At 51.4% G+C, this 23,030-nt stretch carries 21 protein-coding genes, 1 tRNA gene and 1 riboswitch; of the genes, 7 read left to right on the forward strand and 15 right to left on the reverse strand.

The features are described from left to right. Positions 1 to 85: 85 nt before the first annotated feature. Positions 86 to 418, forward strand: coding sequence for a hypothetical protein (locus tag RB297_RS19060; protein WP_009591801.1), 333 nt, complete (start codon positions 86 to 88; stop codon positions 416 to 418). A 255-nt stretch (positions 419 to 673) separates the two neighbouring features. Here the strand turns inward: RB297_RS19060 and RB297_RS19065 are convergent, their stop codons facing one another. The 3 genes from RB297_RS19065 to RB297_RS19075 all read right to left on the reverse strand — a co-directional run bounded on the left by RB297_RS19065 (position 674) and on the right by RB297_RS19075 (position 3,303). Further along, entirely contained in the window at positions 674 to 1,402 is a 729-nt protein-coding gene (locus RB297_RS19065) for an N-acetylmuramoyl-L-alanine amidase (RefSeq protein WP_375121144.1), read from the reverse strand. Between the two features lie 675 nt (positions 1,403 to 2,077). After that, positions 2,078 to 2,173, reverse strand: a complete 96-nt coding sequence (locus RB297_RS19070; RefSeq protein ID WP_012818867.1) for a hypothetical protein — start codon at positions 2,171 to 2,173, stop codon at positions 2,078 to 2,080. A gap of 167 nt (positions 2,174 to 2,340) precedes the next feature. After that, positions 2,341 to 3,303 carry an arsenic resistance protein gene (locus RB297_RS19075; protein ID WP_375121145.1) on the reverse strand — a complete coding sequence of 321 codons (963 nt, stop codon included), beginning with the start codon at positions 3,301 to 3,303 and terminating at the stop codon, positions 2,341 to 2,343. 522 nt (positions 3,304 to 3,825) lie between these two features. On the opposite strand from RB297_RS19075, the gene RB297_RS19080 reads away from it, so the two are divergent. Both RB297_RS19080 and RB297_RS19085 read left to right on the forward strand, forming a co-directional pair. Continuing rightward, positions 3,826 to 4,371 carry a cupin domain-containing protein gene (locus tag RB297_RS19080; RefSeq protein ID WP_192569822.1) on the forward strand — a complete coding sequence of 182 codons (546 nt, stop codon included), beginning with the start codon at positions 3,826 to 3,828 and terminating at the stop codon, positions 4,369 to 4,371. 559 nt (positions 4,372 to 4,930) lie between these two features. Continuing rightward, positions 4,931 to 5,488 carry a dihydrofolate reductase family protein gene (locus tag RB297_RS19085; protein WP_277747768.1) on the forward strand — a complete coding sequence of 186 codons (558 nt, stop codon included), beginning with the start codon at positions 4,931 to 4,933 and terminating at the stop codon, positions 5,486 to 5,488. An 82-nt stretch (positions 5,489 to 5,570) separates the two neighbouring features. Here RB297_RS19085 and RB297_RS19090 read toward each other — a convergent pair. Together RB297_RS19090 and RB297_RS19095 are read right to left on the reverse strand one after the other, a co-directional pair. Continuing rightward, positions 5,571 to 5,642: transfer RNA gene (locus RB297_RS19090), tRNA-Thr, on the reverse strand. Positions 5,643 to 5,750: 108 nt separating this feature from the next. After that, on the reverse strand, positions 5,751 to 6,056 hold the full coding sequence (locus RB297_RS19095; protein ID WP_096774625.1) for an MTH1187 family thiamine-binding protein: 306 nt from the start codon (positions 6,054 to 6,056) through the stop codon (positions 5,751 to 5,753). A gap of 369 nt (positions 6,057 to 6,425) precedes the next feature. After that, positions 6,426 to 6,660: riboswitch (cobalamin riboswitch) on the forward strand. Positions 6,661 to 6,854: 194 nt separating this feature from the next. Between RB297_RS19095 and RB297_RS19100 the strand changes: the two genes are divergently transcribed. Together RB297_RS19100 and RB297_RS19105 are read left to right on the forward strand one after the other, a co-directional pair. After that, positions 6,855 to 9,188 (forward strand): ribonucleoside-diphosphate reductase subunit alpha, encoded by a 2,334-nt coding sequence (locus RB297_RS19100; RefSeq protein WP_012818853.1) that lies wholly within the window; start codon positions 6,855 to 6,857, stop codon positions 9,186 to 9,188. 1,067 nt (positions 9,189 to 10,255) lie between these two features. Then, complete coding sequence (locus RB297_RS19105) at positions 10,256 to 11,287, forward strand: ribonucleotide-diphosphate reductase subunit beta (RefSeq protein WP_036670897.1); 1,032 nt, start codon at positions 10,256 to 10,258, stop codon at positions 11,285 to 11,287. 112 nt (positions 11,288 to 11,399) lie between these two features. On the opposite strand, the gene RB297_RS19110 is transcribed toward RB297_RS19105, so the two are convergent. The 9 genes from RB297_RS19110 to RB297_RS19150 form a co-directional block, all read right to left on the reverse strand. Further along, positions 11,400 to 12,347: a GNAT family N-acetyltransferase gene (locus RB297_RS19110; protein ID WP_375121146.1), complete on the reverse strand. Its 948-nt coding sequence runs from the start codon at positions 12,345 to 12,347 to the stop codon at positions 11,400 to 11,402. 125 nt (positions 12,348 to 12,472) lie between these two features. Beyond that, positions 12,473 to 12,616, reverse strand: coding sequence for a hypothetical protein (locus RB297_RS19115; protein WP_176502450.1), 144 nt, complete (start codon positions 12,614 to 12,616; stop codon positions 12,473 to 12,475). A gap of 139 nt (positions 12,617 to 12,755) precedes the next feature. Beyond that, positions 12,756 to 13,553: a DUF817 domain-containing protein gene (locus RB297_RS19120; RefSeq protein ID WP_375121148.1), complete on the reverse strand. Its 798-nt coding sequence runs from the start codon at positions 13,551 to 13,553 to the stop codon at positions 12,756 to 12,758. A 306-nt stretch (positions 13,554 to 13,859) separates the two neighbouring features. Continuing rightward, positions 13,860 to 15,278 (reverse strand): MDR family MFS transporter, encoded by a 1,419-nt coding sequence (locus tag RB297_RS19125; RefSeq protein WP_375121150.1) that lies wholly within the window; start codon positions 15,276 to 15,278, stop codon positions 13,860 to 13,862. 80 nt (positions 15,279 to 15,358) lie between these two features. Next, positions 15,359 to 15,778 carry a MarR family winged helix-turn-helix transcriptional regulator gene (locus RB297_RS19130; protein ID WP_009589289.1) on the reverse strand — a complete coding sequence of 140 codons (420 nt, stop codon included), beginning with the start codon at positions 15,776 to 15,778 and terminating at the stop codon, positions 15,359 to 15,361. Positions 15,779 to 16,105: 327 nt separating this feature from the next. Then, positions 16,106 to 16,864 carry an AAA family ATPase gene (locus RB297_RS19135; RefSeq protein ID WP_375121151.1) on the reverse strand — a complete coding sequence of 253 codons (759 nt, stop codon included), beginning with the start codon at positions 16,862 to 16,864 and terminating at the stop codon, positions 16,106 to 16,108. Between the two features lie 300 nt (positions 16,865 to 17,164). Continuing rightward, positions 17,165 to 17,755 carry a P-loop nucleotide/nucleoside kinase family protein gene (locus RB297_RS19140; protein ID WP_127595553.1) on the reverse strand — a complete coding sequence of 197 codons (591 nt, stop codon included), beginning with the start codon at positions 17,753 to 17,755 and terminating at the stop codon, positions 17,165 to 17,167. Between the two features lie 60 nt (positions 17,756 to 17,815). Then, positions 17,816 to 18,361 carry an NADPH-dependent FMN reductase gene (gene ssuE / locus RB297_RS19145; RefSeq protein WP_375121152.1) on the reverse strand — a complete coding sequence of 182 codons (546 nt, stop codon included), beginning with the start codon at positions 18,359 to 18,361 and terminating at the stop codon, positions 17,816 to 17,818. 363 nt (positions 18,362 to 18,724) lie between these two features. Then, positions 18,725 to 19,540, reverse strand: a complete 816-nt coding sequence (locus tag RB297_RS19150) for a VanW family protein (RefSeq protein ID WP_375121153.1) — start codon at positions 19,538 to 19,540, stop codon at positions 18,725 to 18,727. A 211-nt stretch (positions 19,541 to 19,751) separates the two neighbouring features. Here RB297_RS19150 and RB297_RS19155 point away from each other — a divergent pair, with 211 nt between their 5' ends. Together RB297_RS19155 and RB297_RS19160 are read left to right on the forward strand one after the other, a co-directional pair. After that, on the forward strand, positions 19,752 to 20,660 hold the full coding sequence (locus RB297_RS19155) for an SDR family oxidoreductase (RefSeq protein ID WP_096774632.1): 909 nt from the start codon (positions 19,752 to 19,754) through the stop codon (positions 20,658 to 20,660). Between the two features lie 56 nt (positions 20,661 to 20,716). After that, positions 20,717 to 21,172 (forward strand): hypothetical protein, encoded by a 456-nt coding sequence (locus tag RB297_RS19160; protein ID WP_192569831.1) that lies wholly within the window; start codon positions 20,717 to 20,719, stop codon positions 21,170 to 21,172. A 64-nt stretch (positions 21,173 to 21,236) separates the two neighbouring features. Here the strand turns inward: RB297_RS19160 and RB297_RS19165 are convergent, their stop codons facing one another. Then, positions 21,237 to 22,985 carry an NAD(P)H-hydrate dehydratase gene (locus RB297_RS19165; RefSeq protein ID WP_375121154.1) on the reverse strand — a complete coding sequence of 583 codons (1,749 nt, stop codon included), beginning with the start codon at positions 22,983 to 22,985 and terminating at the stop codon, positions 21,237 to 21,239. Between the last annotated feature and the right edge of the window lie 45 nt (positions 22,986 to 23,030).

Genomic DNA, 23,030 nt, shown 5'->3' on the forward strand with positions numbered 1-23,030 from the left:
CGCTTCAAAAAAAAGCGAATCCGATAATTCAGCATACTCGTATATGTATAATAGAGTGACGTGCAACTTTTTGGAGGTGGGCATAATGAATACTGGGATCAGTGGATTAGACGGACTGGACGAAGAGAAGCTATCAGAAATTCGCGAAAATGCCGCAAGGCTCTCGGACATGAAACAAGAGGTGCCCGTGGAAGAACTGTTCTCGGAATCATTTATTCAAAGACATACGAAGTTTTCTTCCATCGATCACTTGCTGAAGGCCGCTGGATACGAGGGAAGCACCGATGAAGATTTTGACGAATTCATACAAGGTCGCACGATTAACCCGTTTATCGTTGAGCATACCCCATTTCGCAGCTGGCAGGATTTTCAGGAATTAGCCGTATCCGCTTATATTACGAAATGGCTGGGATTGTAAATATTCCATCAGTACCGTACCCCGGGTCTTTCCTCTAATAAGGGAAGACAACCAAAGAAGCCCCTCTAACCGATGTTAGAGGGGCTTCTGATATATTTTTTTAAAAGGGGTGCTTTTATCTTATGCCCCAAATATTAAGGGAAGCTTAAATTACGATTAAAGAGACATAAATTGTTCAACATGAACGCGTCCTTGTGCATCTGCATCAAGATACGGCGAGGAAGGCACTTCATCTAAAAGCCACCGGACTCGAGTCTATTCGGTCGTCACCGTAGCCGTCTTGGTCTTGTTATCCCATCCCACCTTGGCGCCTAATGCCTCACCGATGGCCCGGAGCGGTACATAGGTCACGCCATTCTCCAGCTTGCCATCTTCGATCTGCTTACCGTTTACAATGACATTGACCTTATCGCTCACCGCAGCAGCCCCCTCTTTCTTCTGAAGTCCCAGGTATTTGGCAATGCCGTTGACATGGCCTCTCGCCAGAGCGTCCAGCACGTCCGGCCGTTTCAGCTTGGCTGCATCCGCTGCCACATCGATAAACAGATTCTCGGTCAACACCGCAGGCATTTTAGATTCACGGACCATATGCAGGTTAGCCGCCTTCTGTCCTCGATCACTTGCCCCGTAGGATGTAATCGTGCTCATAACCTCCGAATGAATAACATTCTGGAGTTTTACCGAACCAGGGCTTGCGGAGGTATATCGATATGACTCGAAGCCCCCTGCACCGCCGCCTGCGTTACAGTGGATGCTTACCAGGACATCGGCACCGGCGGCGTTTGCCTTATCGGTCCGTTCCGCCAATTCCAGAAACACGTCGGAAGATCGGGAGAGGAATACCTGAACGCCGTCGTATTCGGCTTCCAATCGTTTTTTCACGGCTAGGGACAACGCTAATACGATATCCTTTTCCTGCAGCCCGTTTCCGGTGGCTCCGGCATCCTTTCCGCCATGTCCTGCGTCAATCCAAACCTTTTTCACGATCGTTCACCGCCTTTGTAGGTTGTTGAATAGCCTGGTGGCTAAATACAGCGAAGTGGGCCGCGTCCCTTCCTTCCGCTCATGCTTCCACGTTTACTAGGCAAGGCAACTATAGATCCTACTGCAAGGACGAGTATAATATATAAGATACTCCAATGGGGTACGGTCGGTGTTTGCTGGAGCCTATATCGAATGGCCCGGTTACGGTTTTGAGCTGACCTCTTGTCCCCCAGGCCCAAGCTTCATTTCATCCGGAATCCCTGATATTATGCATACAATGGAACTTTCCCGGAGATTGCCTTCATGTTTGGCTAGGCGGTGATTTCATCCGTGTTACTTCTATTCTAACCGATCGGAGACGGGTTATATGTCTGGATTTGTACTTATCGTGTTCGCTACAGCTCTTATCATTCGTGGTGTCATGAGGATGCGCAAACCCACATGGGGGTCCTTATATAAAATGTGGAACATAAAGTATGGGTCGGAGCCTGATTCCGACTACATTCGCTATATAAAATCCAGCGGGATTCTTCTGGTGGTTCTGGGATCGATCGTACTCGTATTCGGTATCCTGATGGTTATATTTTGAGCCCCATTACCGATCATCCCTTTAGGATTTAAAAAGCCCTGCCGACATGAGTCGGCAGGGCTTTTTGTTACGCGAAAGAAACGAAATTATACCCAGAAAGAAGCAGTAATGATGACCAACAAGATGAAGAGAACAAGAATCGCTCCGACAGAGTTATACCCGCCGTATCCAACTTCGCCCATGAGATTCCCTCCTTTGCTTACGATACGATATAACGTATTCAAAATTTCATGAAGTGTCAGGGCGCATGTACTGCTCATAGACAAAAAATACCCCCGCCAGCCTCTGCCAGCGATCCAAATGTCACTCGGCGACGATATTTCCTGTTCAGTCAGGCGGTAACTTATTTTCAATCCCGGTAAATCAAATTTGGCACGATACGTATATAAACAAGCTCGGCAATTAGCTCTATCACGGTTTGAGTGACGATTACCGCTGCTGCAATCGTAGCCATTTCCTCAGGCAGGGTAAGTGCTAAAGGAAGAACGACTAATGAATTCCGTGTCCCTGCACTAAATATAAGCGCTCTCCCATCCTTGGGTCCGATTCGAAAAAACGCCGAAGACGCCCGTGAAATAAACGGCGTCATGATATGGAATAGAACATAAATGGGAATAACCGCTATGATAACGCTAAGATCTTCATACACCCTCCCGATTTGTGAAGCAATGACTACAAAAAGAACGATTGCCATAAAGGGTACTGGGAGCCATGCGGTTAATTGCAACGATTTTGAACCCTTGGCACTTTTCTTGGCCCAGAACTGTGCAGCCAAAGCAAGAAGCAACGGGACGATAATCAAGAAGATAAATGCCTCGACAAATGGGCCCACCTTGACCATTTCTGCTGCTACCAAGCCAAGGAAAAGCCACAAGTAAAACGGAAGCATAATCATTTGTACTACAAAAAGGATCGGTGTGGACGCAAGAATCAATCGCTCATTCCCTTTCCCTAACTGTGTAAAAACAATAACATAATCAATGCATGGCGTCAGAAGCACAAAGCAAACACCAAGTAAAACGGGAGCCGGTTGAGGAAATACCAAGGTTAGAATAAAGACGAGAACCGGTGTCAGAACAAAATTCACAAGCAATAAAGCTCCTATAAAACGCCCGTTGGATAAAGCCTCCCTCAGCTTAAGGAATGGAATTTGACAAAACATGCTGAAAAGAAGAATGGCAATCATGAATGATATGGCAGGCTCAACAAACATGCCTATGGCGGGACTTAATAAGCCCATTACTGCACCTAATATCAAGGCTGCTGCATAAACGCCTATTTGATTCTTCTCTACACTCTCCAGTCTAAGCATCTGTCCACGCTCCACTTTTTTATCCGAATTATATCACGGGACCAGCACGGCACTGCCAAATACCGCTTTTGGGGGGCCGCGTTGCTATCAGCCATTGCATATACCCTATTTAGCTCTTGGAGAATAGGCACACCCATCTCTGAAAGGGTTCCTAACGTTGATTATTCTTCTTATAGCGGCATCTTTGCGTTCAATTTCGTACCAAACTTTTTATTTTTATCATATTAGGTCTAATACTATCACCTATGATTGATAGCGCCATTTATAAGAGGTTTATTCTGAAAGGGATTAAAGGCGTCCTAACCATAATATTGGCTTATTTGTTGTTAGGCGTTGTTAGTGGCGTTATCGTTATGGCTAACAAGGGTAACTTAAAATCTGAAAGCGGCAGTCCAAGACGATATCCATGTCTTAGCTTACCGCTTGTCTTAAGTTATAGGCCCTAGCCCATTTTCGAATCGTTTAATTAGGCAGCAGCATAGGATAATCGGAAAATGATGAAACGATAAAAGGAGAATGAACATGTACCGCGATCCATGTTACCCTTATCAAGTGTTTGATCCGAGATATCAATACTGGAACGATTATAACCGGCTTCATAGCTTGAATCCTCATTATTTCAGTTGGTATGATGCCCGTTGGAATCGTGATGATGAAGATATTCAAATAACGGATTATGGGCGAGGACCACTTGTACTGAATATTGATCAAGCTGCGAAACAAAACAATACGTACCGAACCGCTTTATGGACAGGGAAGCACTTACAAGTGACCCTAATGAGCATTCATGTTGGAGATGACATTGGATTAGAGGTTCACCCAACAACCGACCAATTCATACACATTGAACAAGGTCAAGGGCTTGTTCAAATGGGCGATAGCAAACATAATTTAGATTTTCAACAAATGGCCTATGATGGCTATGCCATCATGATACCTGCTGGAAAATGGCACAATGTCACCAATATGGGCAGCGTACCGCTAAAAATATACGTGATATATGCCCCTCCAGAGCATCCATTTGGCACGGTCCACGAAACAAAAGCAGAGGCCATGTCTGCTGATTAGAATTATGTTATTCTTAGGATTTTGCTAATTTATATGCCGTTAGAAAACTGAAGCCCGTCAGCTTAATGCTGGCGGGCTAAAGTGTTATACAAAAAATATATAACGAGACTAAAAAACATAAACAACACGAAATGATGGATAAGAACAGTTTGCTATCTTCACTTTCCCCTCTTTTCACTCCAACAATGTGCATTAGGTATCCGGCACTTACAGACAGCGTTACAAACCCTAAATATAACGTTTTGTGAGAACTGAACCAAACGCATATAACAAAAATAAAGGCTATCCACGTGAATATATATCTCAAAGCTTTAAATGGTCTATCGCCCAAAATATCACCTCAAGAAAAAGTTGCATTCACCTTCTGTACCAACCATTCCATCAATTTATTTCATATCATATCACGCTCCTTCGAAGAAATAAAAAAAGCCGCTCCAGGAGGGAACGACTTCAATTTACATAAAATCATTTTAACGAGGTTAGCGTTTTATGACATAAGGTGACGTATTTGAGGTCTATACTGGATGGTAGATTAACGTAACGAAAGGAGCAATAAATCATGGCACGAAGAATAATTTTAGATTTAGCGGTTACTTTGGATGGTTTTATTGAAGGAAAACATGGTGAAGTTGATTGGTGCATTATGGACTCTGAAATGGGGTTTAATCATTTTTTAAATCAAATCGATACCATTTTGTATGGAAGAAAAAGCTATGATTTATGGGGACAATTCACTCCGGAAATTGGACATGCGGATTCTGAAAAAGAGTTTTGGGAATTGGTCCATAGTAAAGAAAAGTATGTGTTTTCCAGGACGCAAAAGGGGACTGATCATAAAGCAATATTCATAAATGATCGCATTCTTGAAGAAGTAAATAAATTAAAGAATAAGCCTGGGAAAGACATCTGGCTGTACGGAGGGGCAAGTCTTATTACGACTTTTATCAATTTGGGACTTGTTGATGAATATCGATTATCCGTTCACCCTGTCGTTTTGGGAGAAGGAAAACCGCTGTTTGTGGATATAAAACAGAGGTTGAATTTAAAAATGGTGAATACAAGAACGTTCTCCTCAGGCGTTGTGCAACTAATTTATCATTTTGATGGGAACGAATAATATTGCGCATTCGCTAACACGTACAAATAACGGCCCGGTTCCCGAATGACGGAAAACCGCGCCGTTATTGACTTTATGAAGATGCTGGTGAAGGGAATTGAACCCCCGACCTACGCATTACGAGTGCGTTGCTCTACCCCTGAGCTACACCAGCACATGTGGTTCGATGACATTCCTCACGAAACAACAAAAATTATTATAATACTTCGGCAGCAAAATGCAAGCCCTATTCTAACGGGAATATCCACCGAATTTGGCGGCATTACCCGCCTAATTTCTCCTGCACGGATTGAATCTTCTGTTTGCTCGAGGAGACCTGATCCCTGCGGTCGTCAATTTTAACGGAAGTCGATACGCGCTTTGCCCCGGACAGAAAAGGCGCTTCATGCAAAGCCTCAATCGCCCGCCAGATCATGTTAAGCTCTCCCTCGATGATCGTGCTCATCGATGTCAGCTCATAGGAAATCCCTTCCTGCTGTTTCAATATTCGCTGCATCTCGGCGACATAAGCGCTTAAACTCGTGGTTGCGGTTCCGATCGGAATCACCGTTACCTCTGCTATTGCCATCTGAACAACCTCCCTCGTCATATCTCAATCATGCGATGCTCTTCCATTCTCCAATTCCAATTCCGGATACGGATATCATACCAATTTCGGTCCGCCATATCAAAGCCCTTCAATTTTAGCTTCACACAAGATATAGTGTATCCTTCCCGCCTCATCCATACGGTAATATCCTATTTTGTCAAAACGAGAATATACGCGGTATCTGCGCAGAAAAGGTCGCATTTGGTCACAATCCAGGAAATCTTATCGCCTTTTGACAGTTTCTTAACTGGCACAATGACCGCTCGTTTGCTATAATTCTTTTTGCGTTCAATTTTAAGAATATGGTTTACAAACACAATATATTGGGTTAAATTAGATTAACAACAACCAAATATAGTGTATATAGGTGCCGGATCAACCCATAAGGCAGTCCGGCTTAATAGGGAAGCATGGTGTAAATCCATCACGGTCCCGCCACTGTAAGGGCTCTTACGCTGTTCATCATTATTTTTCAGCCATCCTCATACGGCATAGCCGCCGAAGAATCGGATCAAGGTTTTCGGGAGGCACCGTCGTGAGGCAGAAGCCCGAGTCAGAGACCTGCCTATATGCAGCAGACACCAACCTACGGGGCTTTAGGTAAGTGTTCGTTAAACTTGCGTCTGTACATAACATCATGCCCGTTCAAGGGCTTATGTCAAACGTCATTTCCGAATCACAGCGCACGGACATTTTCAAGCCTGCCCGCGGGTTTTAGAAAATGTTTTTTTGATGTCCTTTTTCATATTTCCCCCGAAGAAAGCGAGGAATTTATTCATGCCCCAGCTCGTAGTTAAACCGAACAACCGTCAGCTCGCCTTTGATGAAATTCGCCTCTCCGTCTATGCCGACCGGACTCTGAAAGGATTGGACATGCTCGATAAGGAGCGTCTGCTTCGCGGCGTCAATGCCAAATTGCGCGGTGAGCAGGTTACCGGCGAAGAAATCAGCAGCGCCTTCACGATGTCCGCCCTTGAGCTTGTAACCAAAGAGGAGCCGAATTGGAAGTTTGCAGCTGCGCGTTCGTTTCTGACCTCTTTATATAAAAAAGCGGCTACCAACCGCCGATACAAAGCATACCCGGAAGAACCATACGGTGCCTTCTACCCGCTCATTACGGAGCTTGTGCAAAAAGGCATCTATCGCGAGGACCTTCTGACCAGCTACACCAAAGAACAAATCGAAGAACTCGGCGAATGCATCGATCCAAGCCGCGATCTGCTGTTTGACTACATCGGTCTGTTGACGCTGGCTGAGCGTTACCTGGCAAACGACTTTGACGGTCGCGTCATGGAACTTCCGCAAGAACGCTACATGGTCATCGCGATGTTCCTCATGCATAACGAGCCTGCCGACAAGCGTCTTGACCTTGTCAAGGAAGCCTACTGGGCCATGAGTAACCTGTACATGACGGCGGCTACGCCGACCATGTCCAATGCAGGTAAAAAAGTAGCCGGCCAGCTGTCCAGCTGCTTCATCGATACCGTGGACGACTCCCTGGAAGGAATCTTCGATTCCAATACGGACATCGCCCGTCTCAGCAAAATGGGCGGCGGCATCGGGGTGTACCTCGGCAAAGTCCGCGCACGCGGCTCCGATATCCGCGGACACAAGAACACCAGCTCCGGCGTTATCCCTTGGATTCGCCAGCTGAACAACACCGCTGTTAGCGTGGACCAATTGGGAACCCGTAAAGGCGCCATCGCGGTGTACTTGGACGTGTTCCACAAAGACATCCTGTCCTTCCTGGATCTGAAGCTGAACAACGGCGACGAGCGCATGAGAGCGCATGACGTGTTCCATGGCGTATGCCTGCCCGACCTGTTCATGGAGGCTGTCGAAGCTCGTGAAGAGTGGAGCCTGTTCTGTCCGCATGAAGTGAAGAAAATCATGGGCTGGAAAGACGAGAACGGCCGTCCGCTAGGTCTGGAGGACTTCTATGACCATACTCAAGGCGAAGGCGAATTCCGCCAAAAATACGCGGAAGCCGTAGCGAACCCGCTGCTGCCGCGCATTACCGTACAAGCCATCGACATTATGAAGCGCATCATGAAATCCCAGCTTGAAACGGGTACGCCGTACATGTTCTACCGCGACACGGTCAACCGTGCAAACCCGAACTCGGCTCATGGCATGATCTACTCTTCCAACCTGTGCACGGAGATCATGCAGAACCAATCTCCGACGGTCGTTGAGCAAGAGGAGCTGGTTACGAAAGACGGCCAAACCCGGATCGTAATTTCCAAAATCCCTGGCGATTTCGTTGTCTGCAACCTGAACTCCATCCACTTGGCCCGTGCCGTACCTGCCGGTGTGCTGGAGCGTCTCGTTCCGATCCAGGTTCGCATGCTGGATAACGTCATCGACATTAACAATATTGAAGTTCTGCAAGCTCAATACACCAACAGCCAATATCGCGCGGTCGGTCTCGGCACCTTCGGTCTGCACCACTTGCTGGCGCTGGAAGGCATCCGCTGGGAATCCGACGAAGCCGTTGCCTATAATGACAATCTGTACGAACACATCAACTACCTGCTCGTCAAATCCAGCATGGAGTTGGCCAAGGAAAAAGGCCACTACCCGAAATTCAAAGGCTCCGACTGGGAGAGCGGCGAGTACTTCACGTTCCGCGGTTATACCGACGGCGAGCATGAAGGCAAGTTCGTGACCACCGAACAGTGGCGTGAATTGCAGCAGGAAGTGCAAGCGAACGGCGTTCGTAACGCATGGCTGTTTGCCATCGCGCCGAACGGCTCCACCTCGATCATCGCGGGCTCCACGGCGAGCATCGATCCATTGTACGAACTTCTGTCTTATGAAGAAAAAACCACTTATAAAGTGGCGAACCCTGCTCCGGATCTGTCCGAGAAAACGATCTGGTACTATAAAACGGCTTTCTTGATCGACCAGCATTGGTCCATCAAAATGGCTGCCGCCCGTCAGCGTCACGTTGACCAAGCGCAAAGCTTTAACCTGTACGTCCGCCCTGATATCCGGGCTTCGGAATTCCTGGAGCTGCATCTGCATGCCTGGAAAGCCGGCATCAAATCCACGTACTATGTACGCAGCCGCGCGCTGACGATTGAAGAGTGTGAGTCGTGCGCAAGCTAAGAGTTTAGATTAACCTTTTTCGAACCCACCCAAACCCTCCCTTCCAAGGGAGGGCCCCAAGGGCTCTGCCCTCTGGACACCCGCAAGGTGGGTTGGATGTGAATGAGGCGCTTCTTAAGTTGCTTTAGTGGCTAGGAGCGCTTTCTCCCTGCGGGAACGCTGGAATGCGGCGCGGAGATGAATGAGCTGCTTCGTACGATTTGTTGAGTTACTGTCTGCTGAGATCGCTCTCCCCTTGGGAATCGCTTCTCATGCGGCGCGGAGACGAATGAGCTGCTTCGTACGATTTGTTGAGTTACTGTCTGCTGAGATCGCTCTCCCCTTGGGAATTGCTTTTCATGCGGTGCGGAGACGAATGAGCTGCTTCGTGCGATTTGTTGAGTTACTGCCTGCTGGGATCGCTCTCCCTTTGGGAATCGCTTCTCATGCGGCGCGGAGACGAATGAGCTGCTTCGTGCGATTTATTGAGTTACTACCTGCTGGGATCGCTTTCCCCTTGGGAATCGCTTCTCATGCGGTGCGGGGACCTTTGAGTTACTTCGTGCGATTTGTTGAGTTACTGTCTGCGTGGATCGCTCTCCCTTTGGGAATCGCTTCTCATGCGGTGCGGGGACCTTTGAGTTACTTCGCGCGATTTATTGAGTTACTGCCTGCGTGGATCGCTCTCCCTTTGGGAATCGCTTCTCATGCGGTGCGGGACTTCTGAGTTACTTCATGCGATTTGTTGAGTTACTATCTGCTAGGAGCGCTTTCCCTTCGGGAATCGCTGGAAGCTTGGTTCAATACAAACATCGAGCGGCTGCGTGCGGGGGGTCTCGCATAGCAGGCGGGAATAGCTTTCTAATAAAAGACTACAAGGGTAAGGGTATCCAATCGGAAGAGTTTACGTCCGCCTTTGGGAGCCCCTTGCAACCTTTAAAATACATTAAGGCAAAGGGCGGACAACAGCGGCTGGAGATGGATACCCGTCCCGGTGTGGATACCCGTCCCATGAATATGCTGGGAGGTTTCCCTCAGGCTTCGCCTATGCGCCGCCCTATTATGAAATACAAGGAGAGAAAATCGGCATGCAAATGCAAAAGATATTTAACACCGAAGCACCCAACCGCTCCACTCGCGTCATTGAAGGTGAATGCTCCGGTATCCTGAACTGGAACGACATTCGGATGCCTCATATGTATAAATTGTATAAGGTTCTGCTGCTGAACCACTGGATCGCGGATGAAATCCCGATGTCCAAGGATGCGCAGCAGTTCCCGCGCCTGGACCCTGAAGAGCAGCGCACCTTCAAAATCAACATCTCCCTGCTGGCTGTGCTCGATTCCATGCAGACGATGTTTGTCGGCGACGTCAAGCGTTACTTCACCGACTCGTCGCTCGAAGCCATCTCGGCCATCATCGGTCAGCAAGAGGTGGTTCACAACCAATCCTATTCCTACGTGCTTTCCTCCATCGTGTCGGAGCAGGAGCAGAAGGAAATCTTCGAATACTGGAAGCATGATCCGGTACTTCTGGAGCGCAACCAGTTCATCTCGAACATTTACCAGAATTTCCGCGACAATCCGTCGCCGCAATCCTTCTTCGAAGCCATGGTCGCCGACCTGATCCTGGAAGGGATTTTCTTCTACAGCACGTTTGCCTTCTTCTACAACCTGGCCCGTGACCAGAAGATGATGGCAACCAGCCAGATGATCTCCTATATTCAGCGTGACGAGAACCAGCACTGCTACTTCTTCGCCGAAGTGTTCAAGCAGCTGCTCAAGGATTTCCCTGAGCTGAACACCAAAGAGAACATCGACTACCTGTACCGCACCATTGACCGTGCCGTCGAGCTCGAAACCAACTGGGCCCACTACACGCTCAGCAATGTGCGCGGCATCGATCTGAACGAGTTGAGCGATTACATCAAGTACATCGCGAACCGTCGCATCACCATGATGGGTCTGGAAAAAGCTTACGAAGGCGTGGACGTCAACTGCATGCCATGGATCAAGCCTTTCTCCGACGAAGCCCTCAACGCAACGAAAACCGACTTCTTCGAAGCCAAATCCCGTAACTACGGCAAAGTGGGCGACGACAACGGCTTTGACGATCTATAAGTTTACGATCTAAAAGTTTCCTTCCATATACACAAAACCTCCGAGGTCCCCTGAACAGGGATCGCGGAGGTTTTTTATGCCTTATATGACGGCTGCAATCCGTTCCTCTACATTAAGCGTTACCCTTCGCTGCCCATACCTCGATCTCCACCTGAAGGGTCGGCATCGCCAGCGCCGGCACGTAGGCCATCGTCATGGACGGCGCCATTCCCCCGTGGAATTTCTCCCATACCCGTTGGAAATGATCCCAGTCGATCTCCTGAACCGCCCAAATGTTGATTTTGACGATATGATCCGCCGACATGGCTTCCGAGGCCAATACCCGCTGAATATTCGCCAAGGTGTTCTCTACTTGCTCCTTCCTATCGTCCGGCAGGTTCCCCTCCCTGTCGGTCCCCACCTGGCCGGAGAATACCAACAGCTCAGCCCCTCTCGCAACCTTGGTTACATGGGTATACGGGCCGATCGGCGGGGCGATGACGGACGGATTGTACCGGTGAATCGGGGACGATGCCTCCTCATCGGCTTCATTCAACATAGCCAGTGTCTGATGGTCCTCCCACTTCCCGTTAATCTTCACGTTTTTCCTGGCGATGCCTTCTTTATGGAAGCCGGCCTTCAGGAGCACTCGGATCGAGCCTAGGTTGTGCGGCATCACGCCCGCTTCAATCCGGTGAAACTTCAATTCCTGAAAGGCAAACCTCACCACCATTTGAACGGCCTCGGTCATGTACCCCTTACCGTTATGGTCCCGGTCCAAAAAATAACCGATCCAGCAGCTCTGCAAATTCCCCCGTACCACTTCCGTCAGCATGATCTCCCCGATGATCGTTTCGGTATCCCGCAGTCCAATCATATAGAGATACGCCTGATCCGCCTTGCTGGATTCCCGTGCCTTTCGAATCCGTTCGAGTTGTCCCTCAAGGGTATAGAATTCGTCGTCCCTTAAGCCCGTGAACCGTTGAAAAAAATCCCGGTTATCCACCTCGAGCTTCCATAGCGCTTCCGCATCCGATTCCTCTACCGACTTGACATAGATTTGTTTACCTTGCATGAACATGGTCTACCTCTCCTTTGCTCGTATCATTAGAAACGCAAAAAACACCACAGCGCACCTGTGGTGTACATGCCGATCTATGCAACCACAAGCCAGCGACCTGTGGTGTTTTTAATTCCACTGCTCCCTCATTTTAGTGAATAGCATGAAGGATCCTTGATCGCCGAATATCCGATTTTGGACAGACTTCTCCCGTCATCGGACCGATCAAAGAAAACAGCGGTGGAGTATCCCATGCCTTTGGACAACGACGCCAATGATCTTTTTTTCATGTGAATACTCCTCCCTGCCAAGATTTCTACCATCTATGTTCATAACAAGTAGCTTGCCTTATGGCTCGCTAATTCCATCGTCTCGATTACCCATAGGATACATGATTCTGCATGAAGGATCAAATCGGCTAAGCTACATTCACATGACCGTTCCCTTCGGATTGCCTTTGGACGGGCCTCTCCCCTGCTTGATATGCTTCAGCTGGGCCACAATGATGACGCTGATGACCACCAGCAGGAACCACGAGCTGATTTTTCCGATATGCACGAGACTCCATGCCCGTTCCTGTCCCGGATAGGTCCAGGCCCCGAGAAACGTGGAAATATTCTCAGCGATCCAAATAAAAAAACCAATCAACAGGAACGACAGCACCAGCGGCATGCGCAAGGTTTTTCCGTCAACGTCGAAATACACCATGGTTCTGCCAAACACCACGAACAACAATGCGGTCAGGAGCCAGCGCGCATCCCATACGTAGTGATGGGTAAAGAAATTGGCATAGATCGCCGCGCTGATCAGCACGGTCAGCACAGGCAGCGGCCAGCCGGTAATGCGCAAATTCATTCGCCGCCAAGCCTGGCAGATGTAACTGGCTACGCTGGCATACATGAAGCCGCTGTACAGCGGAACGCCGCCGATTTTGCTCCAGCCCTCCTCCGGGTAAGACCATGAGCCCATATGCACTTTATACAGCTCCAGCATCAAACCGATGACGTGAAAGACGCAGATGACCTTCAGTTCATCCCATGTCTCCAGCTTGCTCACCAGCATCCCGATTTGCGCCAAGACGCAGATGAGAAGAATGAGATCATACCGCGGCAAACCCGGAATCTCGACCACCTTGGTCAGTCCCAGCGCGCCGAAGATAATCACCGGAAATAGGCAGGACAAAGCCTGCTGATAACCGAAAACCCACAGCTTCCGTATAAATTCCATAAGCTCCTCCTAGCGCCTGCAATCGTATACTTCACCCTACCACAGACCGCGAATTGAATAAAAGAACAGCTTTGTCATATTTCATCCGAGCCATGGAGCGCACAAACAAAATAAGAGTAGCAGCTCCTGCAGCTGCTCTCTCATCGGTTAACGGGCTATCCGACGATCCTTAAGGTTACACCTGCGACATGCAAGCTCTTTGGTTCAACCTTGTTCAATCGCTAGATTATATTCGGGTTCCCGGCATCTTGCGCCGTCTCAACAGCCTGAAGGCTCCTCCTCTTCATACAGCCGGGACATGCCCGGTCAGAGCGCGACATGGCGAGCCGATTTTTTCTTTTTGACCCGTAACAAAAATGTAAGAGGTACGGCTACCACCGCCACCATCGTGCCGATCATGAACACGTCATCAATGCCCATGGTCGTTGCCGCACGCGGAGTTACAGCCCCGGCGCCCATGTAATAGGATGTTCTGGTTACCACCAGCGCGCTGAAAATGCCGATGGATAACGAAGCCAGCCCCTGGCGCGCCCAGTTCGTAATGGACGATGCATGGCCTGAGTACTCGCTGGACACCGCGCTCATCGCGGCGTTCGTTAACGGCATGTTGCACAGCGCTATGCCGAGGCAGCGAACCAGCTGCAGCATGGAAATGTACAGAACCGACGTATTCGTGCCGATCCCGCTGAAAGCCAGCGTAGCGGCCACAATGATAAGGACACCCGTGATGACCAGCCGGAACGGACCGATCCGGTCATAAAATTTGCCGATAATCGGCGATGCCGCCGCCATGACGATTGCGCCCGGCAGCATGATCAGTCCGGTATCCATCGGGGACAGCTTCAGCACGGTCTGCAAATAGAGCGGCACCAGCAAGGTTCCCGTATAGAGGGAAATCGTCACGATGCAGTTCAAGATCAAGCTGTACCGGAATCGGGGAAATTTGAAGACCTTCAGCTGCAATAGCGGGGACGGAATACGGAGCTCCCACTTAATGAAGAACAGCAGCAGCAAAATACCGGCGACGAGCAAGGAGAGCGTCTTCCAGGATCCCCAGCCCCAATCGTTGCCATGGCTGAAGGAGAGCAGCAAACAGGAGCTGCCCGCCACCACCGTCAAGAATCCGAGGAGATCGAAGGTCTTCTTCCCGGTCAGTCGATAAAAAGGAATGAATTTGCTTACGATGACGATCGATATCAGGCCGATAGGGACATTCAGAATGAATATCGATTTCCACCCAAAGTATTGCACCAGCCATCCGCCCAGGGTCGGCCCTATCACCGGTGCCAGCATGGAAGCCAGGCTCCACAAGCCCATAGCGTAGGCCTGCCGCTCACGCGGGAATACCTGGTAAATGATCGTCATAGTAATCGGAATGATCATCCCGCCGAAGACGCCTTGCGTGATCCGGAACGCGATTAATGTTTCGATGTTCCAGGCGACAACGCATAGCAGCGACGAGAGGGTAAAACCCGTCAATGCCAGTACGAACAGCCTCTTATAGCTTAGCTGGTCCCCCATGTAGCCTACGATAGGGGCCACGATCCCCGTTGCCAGCAAATACCCGGCCATCAGCCATTGGGTTGTGCTTAGCGTGGCATGAAACTGCTCCATCACCACCGGAAAGGCGACGTTGATGGTGGTAATGCTCAGCACCGCGAGAAAATTGCCGAAAAACACGGCGCTCATAATTAGCCAAAATGAAGATTTTTCGTCTGTATTCACAAGAAGCCTCCTAAACAAAGTAACCCCGCCCGGATCTGATAACAGAACTGGAGGCAGGATTACTTCAGCATTCATATCGTTTACTCTGTTGGAAATAGCTTTCGGCCAAGCAATCGCAGCAAAATATACAGGTTATCCGCCTCGTCCTCATCCAGCTGCTTGAAGGATTCCATGACGGCATAATCCCCCTCGCTGCGCGCGTCGAGCACCAGCTGCCGGCCTTCTGCCGTAAAATTGACATAGTGGCTGCGTCCGTCACTCGGATTCGGCGTTCGAATCACCAAGCCCCGTTGTTCCAATGCATCCACCAAATAAGTAATCGTTGCAGCTTTAAGCTCCATGTGCTCAGCCAACCGGTTGGGAAGCCACGGTCCCTGCTGCTCGATCAAACTTAGGATTTTATACTGATTCATCGTTAAATCGTTCTTTCTTAAATGACTCAAGAAAGACACGACCCGATGCCTCGTCATTTTATCCGATAACTCACGATACATGTCCATGAGTCTCTCCACGCTTGCTTCTCTTCCGTTCTCCAGAGCATTTCACCTCGTTCTTATTTTAGTTCAATGATTCTAACTTGTAAACACCATTTTCATGATTTTCATTCTAATTCATCCCAATTCTAGAGGGATAACGGAATAATTACTTAAATCATTCAAAGTTTATTTCGAGAAATTGAACCATTCTAATTCTTAAAATCAGAAGCATCTAAGGAGAAAAATCTCTCATTCATTCCTTAGCAAAAAACGTTCAGTACAATAATAGGTAGGACAAATGCAAAAAGGACTCGCAAGATCTAGCGATCCGCGAGCCCTTATCTTTCCCGTTTATTCCTCATCATCTGCAAACAATTCATGAAGCATGGCTTCCCGGCGATTCACGAATTCCTTCGTGATCATGTAATGATCCGTTTCCTCCAGGCTCGCCTCTTCCACGCCTTCGGATGTCAGCTTGTAGATGATCGAATCCGGATAAGCCATGACAATCGGCGAATGCGTGGAAATAATAAACTGCGAGTCTTCATGAACCAGGTCATGGATGCGCCTCAGCAGCGCCATTTGGCGAAATGGCGACAAGGCCGCTTCCGGCTCGTCCATGATGTACAGCCCGTTCCCCCAGAACCGATGCAAAAAGGTGGCAAAAAAGGATTCTCCGTGCGACTGCTGGTGAAGCGATTTGCCGCCATAGGAATCATAAAGTCCAGGACGCTCCCGCTCCAGTGCATCCACTTCGCTGGCGACGTTATAATAGCTCTCTGCCCGGAAGAAAAACCCGTCCCGCGGTTTGCGTGCGCCCCGGACGGTTCGAATATATTCATACAGCCTGGAATGGGTCTCCTCCGTCGAGAAGGAGAAATTGAGCGTCCCTCCTTCCGGATTGAACCCGAGGGCCGCGGCAATCGCCTCCAGCAGCGTGGATTTGCCCATTCCGTTCTCGCCCACGATATAAGTGACCTTCGGATGAAAGCGAAGTCCGTCCATAGCCGCTACGGCCGGCAAATTAAAGGGGTATTCGTTAAATGACGGGATGCGATCCCTCATTAACACAACGCTTCGAAGATAGGCAAGCATAGCCGAGTTATCCAACCGCTTTCCCTCCTTGAAATCTACGTTAACCGATCATGACAAGTCTACTATATAACATTCCGGCTTCGGTTCCAATTCAGATCATCGCCCGATGCAGGCTGCACACTCTCATAGAACGCATTCCTGGACATACAACGAATCCGAGCAGCCCGCTGTTTGCTGCGATAGCAGGCAAACCGCTTCCTTGAAGCAATCGAAGATGCCCCGATATTCAAAAAAATGCGCCATCACAGGGCTTGCCGGCACCTGGAATGACGCAATTTTTCATCCGATATTGAATCTGTAGTTACGATATACTTACTATTCGCTTACGATAAATTGATAGAGCTCCTCGACCTTCTCTTCCGTCAGATCGCCGCTGTTATCAAACACCTTGATGGACGTTTGCGGAATATCCCAGTTCACTTCCGGAACGAAATCTACGCGCTTCTTGAAGTCGTCCCAATGATCCAGCTTCCACTGATCCCGCTCGGTCTGTCTGTCAATGATCCGCTCCTTCTGCAAATCCATGTCCTTGAGCGCAACCACGATGACCTTCACGTCAACGTCGTTCTTCGTTAATCCCGCGGATGCGATGACCTCTTCAATCCATTCGCGGTTCTTGAGCTCCGCCGTGAACGGCGAGATCATAAAGACATTTTGCCCGGCACCCAGGTTCTCGATGCAAATATCCTTGGTCGTATCATATTCCAGATCGCGCAGATTCTCTTTATAGAAGGAAGAATCGCGGTCGTTCGGATCCAGTCCGTTGCTCTCCAGGAACTTCTCGACAAACCGTCCCCCCACCGTATCACGGTCGAGGAATGCAGCCGGTATGCGGACTGCAAGCTTCTTCGCTACGGTTGTCTTGCCTGTGCCGGCCACGCCGACAAAAAACACTAGCTTTTGCAAATGGTATCCCTCCATATGATCTATATCGCTAGAACACCCCTGCCGTCACTCACGCTATCCCTATGCGCGTTCTGTCCGGTAACGGGTTTCTTCAATCAATTCCTCCATCGCGGAGGCCAAACGCTCCTGAAGCACTTCCGCTACGTCAAACCCGCCATCCTCGGTACGCGCCACCTGGGCATCCACGGCGTACACGCCGCCCAGAATATGCCGGGCCCCGATCGAGGACAGCACGGGCTTGAGCGAATAATCAATCGCCAGCAAATGCGCGAGACTGCCGCCAATGAACATCGGAAGCACGATTTTGCCAGCCAAGCCTTTTTGCGGAATCAGGTCCAAAAATGTCTTAAGCACGCCGGTAAACGAAGCTTTATAAACCGGACTTGCCACAATCACGGCATCGGCCTCGGCCACAAGCCCGTTGGCTTTGACGATATGCTCGCTCTCAAACTTCGTATGAATCAAATCCTCAGGCGGCAGCCCGGCCACGTCGATCCGGCTCACCTCGAAATTGGCTGCAGCCAGTGCCTGCTCCGCAAAATCCATAACCGCATTCAATCGGGATCCGGCTGTAGGGCTCCCGTTAATAATAACAGCTTTCCCCATAATCATTGTTCACCTCAGCTTATCTTAATAATGTCACCATTTCATCCACGCACCATCAGATCGCTATGTAAGGTCCTCTCGATATAGAGTCAGACCGCCATAGCCTGAATCTCAGAAAAAAAAGACTTTACAGGATACGGCAAAGTCTTCCGGTCAGCAGTCGCTCTTGCATCCGACATCAACCGGCATAAATCAGAGCAAACTTGTCAGAATTAGTATCATCGTATCAATGTGTCCGCGCTTTTGTCAATCCGGCAGAATGCGTCAAACCGATGTTCTCCATTGCCCGCTCCATTTAACCGATCACGAACAGGGCTCCCCATGCGAATACGGTTTAAGATCGGCACCTGGCCCCTCCCTTGATCAGGACGACCCACTTCCTTGTTCGGCAAGCAGCGGCGAGTACATCATGAGCGCATGGTTCTCGGTAATCCACTCATCCCGAATCCGTTCGCCTTCCCTGTTGAACACTTTGCGGCCAATGACGTTATGCCTCGCATATCCTCCCCAAACTTCCTGGGTAATGCGATGGTCCCGCTCATATACTTCATAGCGATGCAGCGGAGCGGCGCTGGATCGCCATTCCCCGATCAAATCCTCCTCTGATACATATACCGACAGCTGGTATGTATCGTTCGTCGGATTATAAATCTGAAGGTCCAAATAATTATAGGCGCACGTAGCGCCGCTTCCGAACGGCTGGGTCCGGTTCGCATCCGGAAATACGTCATAGCTGTGCCGATGCCGTTCTTTCACTTCCAGAGGGGTGTGCAGCGTCATCCAGTATATGAGGTTGGACAGCTGGCACAGCCCTCCGCCCACGCCGGCCTTAAAGCCTCCATAGAACAGGACCATGCCGTCGACATACCCTTTCCTGCGGGTCGGGCGTCCAATGCTCCTCCAATAGGACAGCGTCTCTCCCGGACGAACCAGCAGTCCATCCAGATGGCGCACGGCCAGACGCAGGTTGATCACCTTATGATGCTGATACCACATATCAACGTCCTTGAGCTGGCGTTTCAGCGGGGTTTGGTGTGTGAACACCGAATATCGCAGCGGCTCAGGACTTTGCGTGCGGGCGATGCCGCCCCTCTTCCTCATCCATGCCCAATAACGCCGGTACGTAAAATACTGCTTGCCTGCCCACAGGCGGAATTTTGAACGCTTGACGGGTTTCATCCGTGACCGTTCCCCCTTGGCCGTATTGATGTAATTGGAAATATTTTACCACAATAGCCCAAAGGACATCGTTAAAAATCCGTAACCCGCGCGTTTGCGCACGACCTTTCACCTATTCTGTTCACAACCGGCACCCTGGACTGGGCGAATGCATAGAGATAAAGCATCGACGTTCCATGAATAACATCCCGTATACCAAAGGAGGAATGAAATGAATCCCCAACAGCCCATTCCATACGTAGGCTCCAAAACCGAATGCAAGGAACAGCCCATCGCTTTCCCTCCCCAGCATCAAAACTGCCAGCCGGGCCTTGAAAGCCTAATGTCGCCGCGTCCGATCAGCGAAGATCCCGCCTACCGGGGCAGCGGTAAACTGGATGGCAAAATCGCCATTGTGACCGGGGGGGACAGCGGTATCGGCAAAGCGGCCGCCATTGCCTTCGCCAAGGAAGGTGCCGATCTGGTCATCCCATACTTATATGAGACTTCGGATGCGGAAGTGACGAAGCAGCGGATTGAATCGCTCGGCAGACGATGCCTCTTAATGAAGATCGATCTGCGCTACAAAAAAAACTGCGAAGCCGTGGTTAACGAGACGATCGCCTGCTTCGGCAGAGTGGATGTTCTCGTGAACAACCATGCCGTCCAGTATGTGCAGCGCAGCATTCTGGACATTACGGAAGAACAGCTGCATCACACCTATCAGACGAATATCTTTCCGTTCTTCTTCATGATCCAGGCTGCGCTGCCCCATATGAAAGCAGGGGCATCGATCATCAACACGGCCTCCATTACGGCCTATGACGGTTTAAAGGAGCTCATCGACTATTCCTCAACCAAAGGCGCCATCGTTTCCCTTACCCGATCCCTGGCCCTTTCGCTGGTCGATCAGGGCATCCGCGTCAACTCCGTCGCGCCAGGCTCCGTCTGGACGCCGCTCATCCCTTCCAGCTTCTCCGCCGATGAGGTTGCCGTATTCGGAACGAATTCGCCGATGAAGCGAGCCGCACAGCCTTATGAGCTGGCACCCGCTTATGTTTACCTGGCATCGTCCATCACTTCTTCTTATGTCACGGGTCAGGCTATTCACGTCAACGGAGGGCAGATGGTAACCAGCTAGCATGGATGCCGCAGGCATCCGAGGATTCCACGAATAACGTGCAGAGGATGTGTACAATGAACACCGGAATTCCCAAACGGTCCGCCCGGATGGACATGGGGTTTTATGCATTAAACAAGCTGGCCAGCGCCGGTATCGTCGTGCTGCTGCTGAGTCTGCTGGATTGGGCGTGGCCGTCCGGCGCGGATCAGGCCTCGGAGTGGTTAGGCCTTTACATGCCGCAAGAACACTGGGTGTACGGTTACGCGCTGACGGCCTCTCTCGCGGCCGATGCCATACTCGCGTTCCTGCCTTCGCTGCATAAGGGGAAACAGGCTGCCGTGTATGGAGCGGTCGGTTTTCTGTTCTTCGCCTTGTTCACGGGCGGTCATCCGGAGCAGCTCTGGCTCCGTGCCGCTGCCGGAACCCTGACGCTGCTTCTGTTCTTGTGGGGAAAGCATGCATTCTCCAGCAATTCGCTGGCCACCCCGTTCTTTGCCCTGGCCGTTCCCCTGCTGTGCTGGGTGATATGATTCAAGAGCTATAGCCTCTTCCCATGGAAAAAGGGCCCTCTGATGAGGGCCCTTGCTCTTTGCTTCAAAGCGCTTCGATGACATCCCCGGCGATGACCGAGGCGGGATGCCCCCGATGCCGCGCGGCCCGCTCGCCGGCACGGCCGTGCAGCCACACGCCAAGCGCGGCTGCAGACGGACCGGCATGCCCTTGCGCCAGCAGGCCGGCAATGATGCCGGTCAGCACGTCTCCGGTGCCTCCGGTCGCCATGCCGGAGGTGCCGGTCGTATTGATGTAGGTTTGTCCGTCCGGCGAAGCCACGACGGTATGCGCCCCCTTGAGCACGAGGGTAACCCCGTGCCCGGTGGCGAACCCTGTGGCGGCACCGATCCGGTCCCGCTGCAGCTCCGCAGTAGGAATGCCCAGCAGCCGGGACATCTCCCCGGGATGCGGGGTCAGCACCGTGGCCGCGGCACGCGGCTTCCAGGCGCTGAAATCGCCAGCCGCAGACAGCATATTCAGCGCGTCGGCATCCACCACCAGCGGCCCTTCCCACTCTTCCCACAGTCGGCGGAGCCACCTGTCGTCTCCTTCGAAGCGGCCAAGCCCCGGACCTACGGCCAGCACATCGCGGGACTTGGCGAGGGCCAGGACCTGCTCCGCAGAGGCCTCATTCCAGTAGCCGCCGCTCTCCTCCTCTGTCGCAGGGGCGAGCATCACCTCGGGCGCGGCTCCGGTCAGCGGCAGCACCAGGCTGGCAGGGAGCGCCCAGGTCACCAGGCCGCAGCCCGAGCGGAGCGCCGCCCGGGAAGCGAGCAGGCCTGCGCCGCTCATCGTGCGGCTGCCTCCTACGGTCAGGACGTGGCCGTAGGTGCCCTTATGCCCGTCCGGCGCGCGGCGGCGCGACACGTCGGCGCCCAGCTCCGTCCGAAGGACATGCGGGGTAAGCAGATGCGTGCCGACGCCCTGCTCCCGGCACAGCGATGCCGGAATGCCGATGGAGCGGACCACCACCCGGCCCGCGGCCCCGGCGCCGGGGTACTGCACTAAGCCTCGCTTCAGGAAAGCGAGGCATACCGTCACCGCGGCCGAAATGCACGGCTCGTGCCGCGCGCCGGTATCGGCGTCCAGTCCGCTCGGAATATCGGCGGACACAATCGGCAGGCCGCTGTCGTTCGCGGCCTGGATCAGCGCGGCGTAAGCGCCGCGGGGCGCGCCCGTCGCGCCCGTCCCGAGCAGCGCGTCCACGATGCCGGTGTACGCGCCGTAGTCCACGGCGGCACGGCCGTGGACCAGAGCCGGGATGCCGAGCGCTGCCGCGGCATCCCGCTGCACTGCCGCCTCGTCGGCCAGCGCGGACGGCTCGGCGGCGTAGAGCAGCGTGACGCTTATGCCGGCGTCACGCAAATGCCGTGCGGCGACCACGCCATCGCCGCCGTTATTGCCTTTGCCCACCAGAATGAGCCAGTGCTCCTGCGCCGCCAGCGCGGTGGGCCATCGCGCGTCTCCGTCGATGACAGGCGACGGGCGGCTCATCTCGATAACCCGCTCATTTCCGGTGGAAGGGCCCTCTGCCGCTGCCGAATAATCCGATATGGAATTCGGCTGGTCGCACCTCTCTTCCTCCGGCAAGTAGGCTTGATGGCTCCCGGATGTCCGAGCGGCCGCCGAGGACGGTAACTGGCTCGCGACATGACGCTCCAGGCATAATTTCAGGACTTCCTCGGCAATCGCTTTACCCGCATTTTCCATAAGCGCGATGGCCGGAATGCCGATGCGGCGAATCGCGTAGTTATCGAGTGCCCTCATCTGTTCGGACGTCACAACATACATCCAAGCTCTCCCCTTTGCTTCGATATATCCTACCCAAACGCTCTG

Origin of the sequence: Paenibacillus sp. CR_12 (genome assembly GCF_041953985.1) — a bacterium.
Lineage (GTDB): Bacteria > Bacillota > Bacilli > Paenibacillales > Paenibacillaceae > Paenibacillus_AQ > Paenibacillus_AQ lautus_A.